General features: G+C 41.4%; 9 protein-coding genes. 8 read left to right on the plus strand and 1 reads right to left on the minus strand.

The features are described from left to right. Positions 1–78 precede the first annotated feature (78 nt). The 4 genes from DQW11_RS09775 (at position 79) to DQW11_RS09790 (ending at position 4644) form a co-directional block, all read left to right on the plus strand. Positions 79–525: a hypothetical protein gene (locus DQW11_RS09775; protein WP_157966086.1), complete on the plus strand. Its 447-nt coding sequence runs from the start codon at positions 79–81 to the stop codon at positions 523–525. 12 nt (positions 526–537) lie between these two features. Next, positions 538–1023 carry a peptide deformylase gene (locus DQW11_RS09780; protein ID WP_113923892.1) on the plus strand — a complete coding sequence of 162 codons (486 nt, stop codon included), beginning with the start codon at positions 538–540 and terminating at the stop codon, positions 1021–1023. 466 nt (positions 1024–1489) lie between these two features. Then, positions 1490–4309 (plus strand): carbamoyl-phosphate synthase large subunit, encoded by a 2820-nt coding sequence (gene carB, locus DQW11_RS09785; protein ID WP_113923893.1) that lies wholly within the window; start codon positions 1490–1492, stop codon positions 4307–4309. A gap of 77 nt (positions 4310–4386) precedes the next feature. Beyond that, positions 4387–4644: a DUF4834 family protein gene (locus tag DQW11_RS09790; RefSeq protein WP_113923894.1), complete on the plus strand. Its 258-nt coding sequence runs from the start codon at positions 4387–4389 to the stop codon at positions 4642–4644. A 32-nt stretch (positions 4645–4676) separates the two neighbouring features. Here the strand turns inward: DQW11_RS09790 and DQW11_RS09795 are convergent, their stop codons facing one another. Next, positions 4677–7850, minus strand: a complete 3174-nt coding sequence (locus DQW11_RS09795) for a histidine kinase N-terminal 7TM domain-containing protein (RefSeq protein ID WP_113923895.1) — start codon at positions 7848–7850, stop codon at positions 4677–4679. 465 nt (positions 7851–8315) lie between these two features. On the opposite strand from DQW11_RS09795, the gene clpB reads away from it, so the two are divergent. The 4 genes from clpB (at position 8316) to DQW11_RS09815 (ending at position 13480) form a co-directional block, all read left to right on the plus strand. Beyond that, entirely contained in the window at positions 8316–10931 is a 2616-nt protein-coding gene (gene clpB, locus DQW11_RS09800; RefSeq protein ID WP_113923896.1) for an ATP-dependent chaperone ClpB, read from the plus strand. 135 nt (positions 10932–11066) lie between these two features. After that, positions 11067–11639: a pyridoxamine 5'-phosphate oxidase family protein gene (locus tag DQW11_RS09805; protein WP_113923897.1), complete on the plus strand. Its 573-nt coding sequence runs from the start codon at positions 11067–11069 to the stop codon at positions 11637–11639. A 76-nt stretch (positions 11640–11715) separates the two neighbouring features. Continuing rightward, positions 11716–12291, plus strand: coding sequence for a Pycsar system effector family protein (locus DQW11_RS09810; protein WP_113923898.1), 576 nt, complete (start codon positions 11716–11718; stop codon positions 12289–12291). A 61-nt stretch (positions 12292–12352) separates the two neighbouring features. After that, a complete protein-coding gene (locus DQW11_RS09815; protein WP_113923899.1) occupies positions 12353–13480 on the plus strand; it encodes a hypothetical protein in 1128 nt (375 codons plus the stop codon). Positions 13481–13540 lie beyond the last annotated feature (60 nt).

Below are 13540 nucleotides of genomic sequence, written 5' to 3' on the forward strand. Positions count from 1 at the left end.
CTTAAACAGATCTGTATCATTTTCTTTTTTTTCATTTATGTTCTTTGTATTGCCCAAGAGAATCTGAAAAATGATTTTTTGAATCAAATATTAAACACCATTTCACAGGAACCAATAAAGTGTTCCTCAGAAATTCCTGATTGGGCTTATCTGAAGTTAAAAGAAGTGTTGGAGATAGAGGGTTCTGGTTTTTCTCCTAAAGGCAAAATCGAAAAATGTGAAATCTCAGTAGATGAGCGAAAATTCCTTTTTGACTTAATTGAAAACAAAAAAATCAAGACTATATATGATTTTGGAACAAGATTGAGTTTGGCTTCCAACGAGGATAAAGAGAAGTTGGCTAATTGGGAGGGAAGTCAGATTTTCACTTTTTCCGAACCCATTTTTTTCAGGGACAATTCGATGCTTCTCTTTTTCCAATACCGATATTGCGGTTCCAGATGCGCTGAGGGTAAATGGTCTATCTTTCGAAAAGATTCAGGGGAATGGGTTGAGTGCTTGGTTCTTTTAAGTATGGTATCTTAATTTATTCTTTTGATGAAAAAAGTCGAAGACATCCTCAAACTCGGGGATCCACGTCTCTATGAAAATTGTGCGCCACTAACCCGTGACGAACTTCCTTTGGTAGAAAATTGGGTAAAAGACCTTCACGAAGCCATGGAAGATATCAGGAGGAGATATGGATTTGGGAGAGGTATTGCTGCGCCTCAGTTGGGGATTATGAAGCGCTTATTTTACCTCCATCTCGACAGACCCTACATCATTATCAATCCCGAAATCACCGATCAAAGCAAGGGCATGTTTGAGCTTTGGGATGATTGCATGAGTTTTCCCAATCTCCTTGTCAAAGTCAAAAGACACCAATCCTTGACCTTGGAATACTTGGATGAAAACTGGGAAAAGCAATCATGGAAAGTGGAGGGTGCCATCTCAGAACTTATCCAACATGAGTACGATCACCTAAACGGCGTTCTTTGCACCATGCGTGCCATTGATGATAAGTCGTTTAAATGGAAAGGATGAAGAAATCTCCAGATTTTGGCTCCTTTGACTTACAGCCCCGAAGCGGGCTGAATAATATTAACCCCGTGCAAGGTGCTTCCCCGGTTTTTATACTTCAACAAATCTCCCTGCACCGCCATTCGGGGTATTGAAAATGCGATTTCTGTTGTTTTTGGGAGAAAAAAGTTACATTGAGCAATTGGGTTTACACCAAAAACAGGAAAGGCTGATTGATCAATTCATTTTCAATTTCTCCCATTTATGCTTTCCAATTTGTAATTCGAATTAAATCGCATATCCCAACCAAAAGGTAACCTCCCCCCTCTTCCAACAAAAGATAGTTCCAAATAATCCGATTAACAAATCGTTCCCATTCACATAATCTTTCTTCCCTTTTTTTGGATATGGTCGGGCTACTTTAAATTATTTCCCTAATTTTGGACCAATTTAGCCGTAAGTATTTAAACCTCTTAAAACCTCTTTTGGAATGCCTAAGGAAACTAGCATCAAGCACACACTCATCATCGGTTCAGGACCCATTGTCATCGGTCAGGCTTGCGAATTTGATTATGCCGGTTCACAGGCTTCCAGGTCACTCAGGGAGGAAGGTATCAAAGTCACTTTGATCAATTCCAATCCTGCGACGATCATGACGGATCCCGTAACTGCCGACAATGTGTATTTGCTGCCCCTCGACAAAAAATCCATCATCAAAATCCTCCAAGAGCATCCGGATATCGATTCGGTTTTACCGACGATGGGCGGACAGACTGCGCTTAACCTAGCCATTGATTGCGATAAATCCGGCATTTGGAAAAAATACGGTGTCAGGATGATCGGCGTGGATATCGATGCCATCGATACTGCCGAGAACAGAGAAAAATTCAAAGCACTGATGGAAAAAATCGGTGTGGGTGTCTGTAAAGGAGATACTGCTACTTCTTTCCTTCAGGGAAAAGAAATCGCACAGGAGATTGGATTTCCCCTCATCATCAGAGCATCCTACACCCTAGGAGGTGCAGGAGGGGCTTTTGTAGAAAAAGAAGAGGATTTCGAAAAAGCCCTTGTTGCCGGACTTCAGGCTTCTCCTGTCCATGAGGTGCTGATTGAGCAAAGTATTACGGGTTGGAAAGAGTATGAACTCGAGGTCATGCGGGACAATATCGGCAACATGATTGTCATCTGTTCCATCGAAAACTTTGATCCGATGGGGGTACATACCGGTGATTCCATCACGGTGGCACCTGCGATGACTTTGCCGGATACGGTTTATCAAAGGATGCGGAATTACGCCATCACCATGATGAACAGCATCGGGAATTTTGCAGGTGGATGTAACGTACAGTTCTCAGTCAGTCCTGACAATACCCAGATTATCGGAATTGAAATCAACCCAAGAGTTTCGCGATCATCCGCTTTGGCTTCCAAAGCTACAGGTTATCCAATTGCGAAAGTTGCGGCTAAGTTGGCCGTCGGCTATAACCTCGATGAGCTGACCAATTCGATTACAGGAAATACCTCCGCGTTTTTTGAGCCTGCCATAGATTATGTGATTGTCAAAATCCCGAGATGGAACTTTGACAAATTCAAAGGTGCCGACAGAAGATTGGGATTGTCCATGAAAGCTGTGGGAGAGGTGATGGGTATCGGGCGCAATTTTCAGGAAGCGTTGCAAAAAGCCTGTCAATCACTCGAGATCAAAAGAAATGGATTAGGTGCCGATGGCAAAGAACTCCGTGACCAACAGAAGATTTTATACAGCCTTGCCAACCCAAGTTGGGACAGGCTTTTCCATATTTACGATGCCTTCAAATTGGGCATTTCCTTCAGGACCATCCATGATCTGACCAAAATTGACAAGTGGTTCCTCAGACAGATTGAAGAACTGATCCACGTCGAAGACCAGATCAGCAAATTCAACCTCAATACCATTCCAAGAGAATTGATGGATATGGCCAAGAAAAAAGGTTATGCAGACCGTCAGTTGGCTCATCTGTTGGGTTGTCTGGAGAGTGAAGTCTTCACAAAACGCTACGACGAAATGGGCATCAAGCGGGTTTTCAAACTCGTAGATACCTGCGCTGCGGAATTTGATGCCCAGACCCCATATTATTATTCTACTTTTGGTGATGAGAATGAAGCTCCGGTTTCCAACAGGAAAAAAGTGGTGGTGTTGGGTTCAGGTCCCAATAGGGTAGGACAGGGGATTGAGTTTGATTACTCCTGTGTCCATGGGGTTTTGGCCGCCAAAGAATGCGGCTACGAGACCATCATGATCAACTGTAACCCTGAAACAGTCTCTACGGATTTTGATATTTCAGACAAGCTTTATTTTGAGCCGGTCTTTTGGGAACATATCTATGAAATCATCCTGCACGAAAAACCCTTGGGTGTAATCGTTCAGTTGGGAGGGCAGACTGCTTTGAAGCTTGCCGAGAAGTTGGATAAATACGGTATCAAGATCATCGGGACAAGCTACGAGGCCTTGGATTTGGCAGAGGACAGGGGAAGGTTTTCGAATTTGCTAAAAGAAAATGATGTGCCTTATCCTGAATTTGGTACCATCCACAATACCGACGAGGCCTTGGAGTTGTGCAAGACGATTGGATTTCCGCTTTTGGTGAGACCATCCTATGTTTTGGGTGGTCAAGGGATGAAGATTGTCATCAATGAAAAAGAACTCGAAGAGCATGTGGTCAATGTGCTCCGGGATATTCCAAACAATGAAATCCTTTTGGACCATTTCTTGGAAAGGGCTATTGAAGCTGAGGCTGACGCCATCTGTGATGGAGAAAACGTCTACATCATCGGTATCATGCAGCATATCGAGCCGGCAGGGATCCATTCCGGAGATTCTTATGCGGTATTGCCTCCATACAATCTTGGAGATTATGTGATGCGTCAGATTGAAACCTATACCAAGAGAATTGCTTTGGCACTCAGAACAGTCGGTTTGATCAATATCCAATTTGCGATCAAAAATGACAAGGTCTACGTCATCGAAGCCAATCCAAGGGCGTCAAGGACGGTTCCTTTTATTTGTAAAGCCTATCAGGAACCTTATGTCAATTATGCCGTAAAGGTGATGTTGGGTGAGAAAAAAGTAACTGACTTTGAATTCAATCCTGTCAAAAAGGGTTATGCCATCAAGGAACCGATTTTCTCTTTCCACAAATTCCCCAATGTCAACAAAGAACTAGGCCCTGAAATGAAGTCAACAGGAGAAGCCATATACTTCATTGAGGATCTGATGGACGATTATTTCTTGAAGATTTATTCCGAGAGAAACCTTTACCTGAGTAGATAATAAACTTTAGACATGAGATGGAAGACCTGAGACACTAGATTGTCTCACGTCTTTTGTCTCACATCTCACATCTTAAAATGGGATTTATTTTCAAATTTCTTCTAATTGCAATTGTCCTTTCTTGGATATTCTCCAAGTTGCTTCAGTTTTTTGTAAAAAGTAAACTCAAGCAGTTTGTGGACCATGCCAATGACCTGAAACGGGAAGATGACAGGAGAAGAAAACCGCCGGGAGCAAATGTTAATGTTGACCACATTCCAAAAGAATACGAACAAAAGAGGTCAAAAGAAATCAAAGGCGGTGACTATATCGATTATGAAGAAGTGAAGGAATAATCCTTCACTTTTTTTTTGCTTTTGCTTTTTCTTTAACCTTTGATGGAATCCCACTCGGCTTTTAGACCGCTAAGGATTTTTGAAACCTCTTGGATAGTCTCATTGACCACAGATTTATTTAACTCATCCAGATCAGTCAACAATTCTGTCTTAGAAGAAGTAGATACAAGGTCTTTGAAATCAAGATTAAGGCCGACACCTTTGAGGGCATGACCGGTTTGCTTGACACCATGGAGGTTTCCCCCCTGCGTGTGGCTGATCAATGTCGACTGTAACTTTTCAATATTGGAGATACTCACTTCCAGCAATTCCTTGTAAAACTCAGGGTCTGACAGCCTGTATTCTTCAAATTTGGAAGAGGCAATGACTTGAGCAGTATTTGGAGAGGAATCGAGGTATTTTTCGATCATTCCTGAGATATCCGACACCAATACGGGTTTACTCAGGTAATCATCCATTCCGGCCTCCAGGCATCTTTGATACTCTCCTTTTACGGTACCGGCAGTCAGTGCAACTATAGGTGTATGGACATCCGTTTCTATTTTCCTAATTTCTTTTGTAGCCTCATAGCCGCTCATCTCGGGCATTTGGATATCCATAAAAATCAAGTCGGGTCTTTCCTTTTTGTATTCCTCCAATGCTTCAAGTCCATTGAATGCCTCAAAAACAACTGAGTTTGGCAAGAGTTTTTTCACAATAGCCTTGGCAAGAAGCATGTTGACGGGGTTGTCATCCACAAGCAAAATCTTAAAAACCGTGTTGGAACCTTTCTCCTTATTGGAATTGGAAGGAAGATTATTTCCATTCATTTTTTGTTCGGTTTTTGGGATAACCATCTCTTCAGATACAGGCAGGTCTAGTTTAAAGTAGAATTTGCTTCCTTTTCCCAAAGTTGTCTGAAGCTCCAGCCTGCTTTCCATCAGCTCCAATAATTTGCTGCATATAGTCAGACCAAGACCTGTTCCGCCATATTTCCTGGTAGTGGAATTGTCCTCCTGGGCAAAAGCCTCGAAAATGGTTCGTTCTTTTTCTTTTGAAATCCCTATACCGGTATCTTCAACCGAAAATACCAAAGGCATCAATCCATTTAGAGATACCGGCCCATCCACCGTGACAGCCAAGTCAATATGGCCCTGATGGGTAAACTTCCCGGCATTACTCAGGAGATTAATCAATATTTGCTTGATCCTGGTGGAGTCCACATAAACTGATTTCGGGAGTTTATCATCCAGTTTGAGATTGAGCTTCAGGTTTTTTTCGTTGGTGGTAGGCTGTATGATCTTTAATGTATCAGTCAGGAGGTCATTGATATTGACCCACTCAGGACTCATTTCAAGTTTGCCCGCCTCAATTTTTGAAAAATCCAGAATGTCATTGATCAAATCGAGGAGAAGGGTTCCTGACTGTAGGATGGATTGCAAAAATCCTTTTTGGTTTTCATCCAGGTTGGTTTTCATCAATAAATCCGAAAATCCTATGACACCATTTAATGGCGTTCTGATTTCATGGCTCATATTTGCCAGGAATTCAGATTTGGCGACGCTCGCTTCATTGGCAGCTTCCATGGATTTGACAAGGTTTTTCTCCATGTTTTTCCTTTCAATGGCATTGGAGATACTGTCTGCAAAGCTTATCAGCAGGGCTGTTTCGGCCTCACTCCATTTTCTTTCGTTGGTACAGTCATCAAATCCCACAAATCCCCAAAAATAATCTTCCACATATATAGGAATGAGAAGGACGGATTTGATGTCCTGACTCTGCAAAAGTTCTTTCAATTCGGGGTCATCTTCCATTTGATCCACGATGGCCTGATAAAGGTTGTTTTGGGCCATTACCCTCGATCCTTCTCCAAAAAGCCCAATAGGCAAACCCTGAAGATTTGGGTTGTCTATTTCGGCTGGTACACCCAATGCGCTCCACTCAAATCTCTGAGAACTTAGAATATTCCCGTTTTCATCCAGACTGTTTTCAAAAAGGTAAGCCCTATCCACGCCTGCACCATCTCCGAGAAGTGTAACGGCTTTTTGGGTGGCAGTAGCAAAATCGTGGTTGGAAAGTAATTCTTTGGTTGCAAAAGCAATTGAAGTCAGCATTTTTTCATTCCTGATCAGATTGCTGTTGACATTTTGCAGTTTCAGTTCATTTGACTTGATAAACTCCTCCGTGGATTTCTGTTCGGAGATATCCCTGAAAAATAAATATTGAAAATTTGGAGTTTCAAGGTCAAGAGAATCTTTGTCAATATTCTTAAGATAAATTTCAAAGATTCTTTTGTCTGAGGGGTTAACCAATTCAATTCTGGTATTTGGTGAATTGGATAGGAATAGGGTTTCAAATTCTTTTGAAATCCCTATCAACTGGTCTTTTTTATAGATTCTTTGAGGATTTAATTTTGAGAAAAATTTCCTAGCGGCATAATTCATTGCCACCACATCCCCCATCCTGTCCATGATTAGGATTCCATCAGATATGTTTTCAAAAATTGTTTTGAAGGCAATCGGATTGGCCCTGAACAATTGGTACTGGAAAAGTGCCCAAAATAAGGTAACACCACTTATAGCGAGGCAAAAGGGAACAGGGTCCAGGCCAAATGGATAGAAACCAAAAACCACAAACAAATAGGCAATCCAAGGGATCAAAGTCCCAAAAAGCATAATCAGAACTTGCCCACGGTAAATTTCGGGAATTGAAAAAAGCATTCTGAAAAGTAACAGATTGGAGAATATGATCAATATCGAATTGTAACTCGCATACATCCAATGCAGAATGCCCCTCTCGAGAGCGACAGACAAAAAATAGGAATTATTGGCTGCCGATATTTCTTTGTAAAAAAGATGGTGGAAATCATTGGTAAATACCATCAAGAGAAAAAATGCCGCAATCCCAAAGATCAACACCAGCCAGTTTTTGTTGATGAATTTGGCGCGGTCGGTGTATTTTAAGACGAACAGGAACAAAAAGGGTGTGACAAATGCACCTCCTATAAATTCCAGAATGTAAAACAGCTTTATCCCCTCAGCTGTGACCGCTAGCAGTTCAATGCCGTAGAAAAAAGAGTAAAAAAAACAACTCAAAAGAAAATACGAAAAATACCGTTCTCCGTGTTGGTTGTTTTTGTTAAATGAAAAAAATGCCAAAACAATAAACAACAAACTTGTCAGAAATATGGGAGTGGCAAATGGATTGAATGAAAATTGAAGGTTCATAAAATGCTTATTTTCAAAAGAGGGAGTGAATTAACTATTGGGTTTCAATCGATTAAACATAGTAAAAATAATTCTTTTACCATCTTAAAAAAACGATATACGGCGAAATTAAAATTTATAAAATTTTTGTGCCGTATAACTTAATTTTTGATAATAAAATTAAAGTAAAACGGGAAATTTAATGCGCTTAATTTTGATTGCCTTTTTTATTGTTTTAGTAAATCAGCAAGCAGCTTCGAGCCCGTAATCTTCCTTTCAAACACTTTTTATTTCATTCCTGCATAGAAGAATTTTTTGAGCAAGAATCAAAAATCCATGTCAAAAAGTCCATGATCCGGTTAATTTACAAAAAAATTAAGACATAATTTCCGATTTTCTGCTTTGGTTAAAGATTTGAGCAATCACCATTAAACCCAAATATCAGGGAAATAAAATAGAATTGAAACCAACCTAACCAACTATAAAATGGACTTTAAACAATTTACCATTAAATCTCAGGAAGCCATCCAAAAAGCGGCTGAGCTTGCTATGGCCGAACAGCAGCAAGCCATCGAGCCTGCCCATATCCTGAAAGGGATATTTTCGGAAGATGAGAACGTCACAGATTTTTTGTTCAAGAAGTTAAATGTCAACAAAGGACTTGTTGCACAAAAAACCGATGATATTATCAGGTCCTTTCCCAAGGTAAGCGGGCAACAGCCTTATCTTTCCAATTCCTCCAACCAGGTATTGGCCAAGGCGAAGGATTTTTTAAAGTCTTTTGGGGATGAGTTTGTTGCCATCGAGCACCTGCTTTTGGCAATTTTGGCCGGATCGGATAAAACTTCCCAGCTATTGAAGGACAACGGCCTATCAGAAAAACCGCTCATTGAATCAATCAAGGAACTAAGAAAAGGAAATAAAGTGACCGACCAAAACGCAGAATCCAAATACAGGGCTTTGGAGAAATACTCCAAAAACCTAAATGAACTTGCCAAGAAGGGGAAAATAGATCCCGTTATTGGCCGGGATGAAGAGATCAGGAGAGTCTTGCAGATTTTGGCAAGAAGAACTAAAAACAATCCTATTCTCCTCGGTGAACCTGGTGTGGGAAAGACCGCTATTGTGGAGGGCTTAGCCCAACGAATCGTCAGCGGCGACGTTCCCGAAAACCTCAAATCAAAAACTTTGATCTCCCTGGACATGGGCTTGCTTGTCGCAGGAGCCAAATACAAAGGGGAATTTGAGGAAAGACTGAAGGCAGTCATCAAAGAGGTTACTGATTCCGAGGGTGAAATTCTTCTTTTTATCGATGAGATTCATACCCTGATCGGAGCAGGTGGAGGCGGAGAAGGGGCGATGGATGCTGCCAATTTGTTGAAACCTGCCTTGGCGAGAGGAGAATTGCATGCCATCGGGGCCACCACTTTGAAGGAATATCAAAAATACATAGAGAAAGACAAGGCCCTGGAAAGAAGGTTTCAGGCAGTAATGGTGGACGAACCTGATGCTGCTGATGCAATCTCCATCCTGAGGGGTATCAAAGATAAGTATGAACTTCACCATGGTGTCAGGATCAAAGATGACGCGGTAATCGCTGCGGTAGAACTTTCCCAAAGGTATATCTCAGACAGGTTTCTTCCTGACAAAGCCATTGACTTGATGGATGAGGCTGCAGCAAAACTGAGAATGGAAATAGATTCCCTTCCACAGGAGCTCGACGAACTCAACCGGAGAATCATGCAGCTTGAAATCGAAAGAGAAGCTATCCGCAGGGAAAACAACAAAGACAAGGAAACGGTATTGAGCAAGGAAATCGCCGAACTGTCTGAAAAAAGACAAAATGTCAAAGCCAAATGGGAAAGTGAAAAGGCAGTAATCGTCGGTATCAGAAACGAAAAGGAAAATATTGACAAACTGAAACTCGAAGCCGAACAGGCGGAAAGAGCAGGGGATTTCGGGAAAGTTGCCGAAATCAGGTATGGCAAAATTGTAGAGGCAGAAAAGAAACTTGAAGGCTTCAAATTCCAGCTAGAGGAAATGCAGCAAGGTTCTCCTCTTTTGAAAGAAGAAGTTGACAATGAGGATATTGCTTCAGTGGTTTCCAAATGGACCGGGATTCCTTTGTCCAAAATGATCCAAAGTGAAAGAGAAAAACTGCTTCACCTAGAAGATGAGCTTGGGAAAAGAGTTGCAGGACAACATGAAGCCATCGTCGCTTTGTCTGACGCGGTCAGAAGAAGCAGGGCGGGTTTGCAGGATCCGAGAAGGCCGATAGGTTCCTTTATCTTTATGGGTACCACAGGTGTCGGAAAAACAGAATTGGCGAAGGCCTTGGCTGAGTACCTCTTCAATGATGACAATGCCATGGTGAGGATAGACATGTCTGAATACCAGGAAAGGCACTCCGTCAGCCGTTTGGTGGGAGCGCCTCCGGGATATGTGGGCTATGATGAAGGCGGTCAGTTGACCGAAGCAGTGAGAAGAAAGCCCTATTCTGTGGTGCTTTTGGATGAAATCGAAAAGGCGCATCCGGATGTTTTCAACATTCTCCTTCAGGTATTGGATGATGGGCGATTGACTGACAACAAAGGAAGGATTGCCAACTTTAAGAATACAATTATCATCCTGACTACCAATATCGGTTCACACCTGATTCAGGAGCGTTTTGCCGAAATGGAGGAATGGAACAAGGAAGAGATCATGGAAAAAACCAAATCAGAAGTGTATGATTTGCTCAAAAAATCCGTGAGACCCGAATTCCTCAACAGGATCGATGAGACGATCATGTTTGAACCACTCAATAAAAAGGTGATCCGAAAAATCGTCGATATCCAATGGAGAGAGATACAAAAGCGATTGGCCGAGTCCAACATTGAGATTGATGCCACCCAAGAGGTTTTGGATTATTTGGGAGAAGTTGGTTTTGATCCGAATTTTGGAGCAAGGCCTTTGAAGAGAACAATTCAAAAACTGATTCTGAATGAACTCTCCAAGCAGATTCTCTCCGGATATATCAAAAACGATTCCGCAGTATTGGTGGATTTGGATGCTGAAAACCAGGTCTATTTTAAAAATGTAGAGCATGCAGAAATGATCTAACAAACCGGATCATAAAAGATAAACAATCAAAAAACCTGTACGGAATCAGATTCTGTGCAGGTTTTTTGTTTGGTTACCAAACCAATACCTTTGACAGGAGTTAACCTGACTGAAGTACACCTATTTTAAAAACCTATGCTTTTTACCAAAGAGAATTCATTGGAAGAAATTTTTCAATCAGTCAAACATGAACTGCATAGGGGAGCGTTGGACGCCAAGCATCCTTTTCGGTTTGTCAACCTTGCGACCAAATCTGAAAAAGGTGTGGATGCCCGGTATGTTGTCCTAAGGTCAGTCGACGATGCTTTGAATTTCTATCTGTTTACTGACGCCCGAACTTCTAAGGTAAGTCAATTGAATTCCTTTCCGGACGTAGTGCTATTGTTTTACCATCCTGACAAAAGGATTCAGGTAAAGGTTATAGGCAAGGCTGAAATCAAAAGAAACGATGAGATGACAGCAACATTTTGGTCCAAAATCCAGGGAGATGCACAAAAAGCATATAATCAGGTCCTTGCCCCGGGTGCTGCCATTCAGGATCCCGGAGATGCTTTTTTGTGGAATGAACCCCTGACTGATTCCAATTTTGCCCTTATCCAAATCAGGCCTATAGAAATAGAAGCACTGCAGCTGAATGGGTTGGAGCATCTCCGTGTAGCTATGAAATCAAAAGATTTGAGTTGGGATGTTTCTTGGATTGCTCCCTGAAAAAAGGAAATTGAAGCAATTGCTGGATTTGTTGAAAAATAATTTTGTAAATTCAGGATTGACAAAACATTAAGTGATGGAAGACATAATACCTGCAAAGAAAGAGAAAGATAAAACCGAAAGAGAAAGACAGACTTTCTATAGAGTAACTTTCAAAAACAACTGTAACCTACTTCAAATCGCCGATAACAAGGCAAACATGATCATCAGCATCAACGCCCTCGTGATCTCCTCCATTATTGCCATCACAGGATATGGTACCATTTCCCATCAGTTGGACATACAGGGGCCGATGACACTCATCCCTATATTGTTGTTGCTTTCTACCTGCCTTTTATCCACCATACTCGCTGTACGTGCGGCAAAGCCAAAAATCATAGGCAAAAATCAAAAAACACAGGAAAAAGGAAAATCCAGCATGCTGTTTTTCGGAGAAAGCGCCACCTATAACCTTGAAGAATACCTTGTAGAAATCGACCGGATACTTCCTTCCAAAGAGGAAATAGACAAACAAATGTCCATAGCCCTTTTTTACCAGGGCAAGGTATTGAATAGAAAATATAACCTCCTTGGACATGCCTATAATGTTTTCATTATGGGATTGGGAATAGGTGTCCTGACGTTTTTGATTCATTTGATAGTGTCCGCCTGATTTGATTACGAGTTGAAAGTGCTTTCTGATTTTCACCCTATTTTATAAAAATTAAACACTTATGGAAAAATCATTTTCAGTACCTGCATTGTCTCTTGCCATTCAACCTACCTGCATTTCGGGCAAGAAGCCTTCAAAAAGTCAGGCCAATAGAATTTGGTTTTTCTTCACTTTTTTGATTTTCTTATTTCATGTTCCAATTTTTGATTCCTTTTCACAAGAGGAGAAGAAAGAAGATGTTTCCAAGCTTTTTAGAGAAGATGCCCCCTTGGATATCAAATTGGGTTTTTCATTCAAGGACGTTAAAAAATCCGACAAAGAAACGGCTGTGTCCCAGGAGTGGTTACATTTTAAAGACAAAACCGGCGAATGGGATTCCTTGAAAGTTGACTTATTTGCCAGGGGAAACTTCCGGAAAGACCATTGCTTCTTCACCCCACTCAAAATCAAGATTGACAAAAAAGAAAGGGAAGGGACGATTTTTAAGGGAAACAAAACCCTGAAACTGGTCATGCCTTGCCAAAACAACAAAACGGCGGATGACCTGACCATCAAAGAATACATGATTTACAAAATGTACGAAGAGGTCTCCCCCTATCATTTCCATACCAGATTGGTAAACCTCACTATTACTGACATAAGCGGAAAGCAGGAAAAGTCATTTGAAATCAAAGCCTTTCTCATCGAAGATGATTCCGAAATCGCCGATAGGTTTGCAGGGGAGATGAAAAAAGACATTCAGCTGAATCCCTACAGATTCAAGGATACGGTATCTATCAGGCAGGATTTTTTCCAGTTTATGATCGCAAATACGGATTGGTCCACTGTCGTCCAACATAACATCGCCGTCATGCAGCTAGCCAACAAAGATTACATTCCTTTATGCTACGACTTTGACATGTCGGGATTGGTAAATGCCCCCTATTCAGTGGTCAATCCCCTGATTCCGATCAATTCCGTCACCGAACGCTACTATTGGGGAGTATGCAGGGACGAAAGCTTGTTTCAAAATACAAGGGAATATTACCTGTCGATCGAAAACAATATTTGGGAGGCCTATGGCAAATTATCCCCAAGCCTGAGTCCCAATGAACAGGAAAACACCAAGAAATTCCTGACCGCCTACTTTGACATCCTCAAAGACGACAGGAAATTCAGGGACAATATTTTCTCTAATTGTAGGAAGTAGCTTTCGTAATATTGGTTTTTATGATTATCCGCAATCATGCCAGTAAGGATAATCCTAAAA

The sequence above is a fragment of the Cognataquiflexum aquatile genome, from assembly GCF_003316845.1.
GTDB classification, from domain to species: domain Bacteria; phylum Bacteroidota; class Bacteroidia; order Cytophagales; family Cyclobacteriaceae; genus Cognataquiflexum; species Cognataquiflexum aquatile.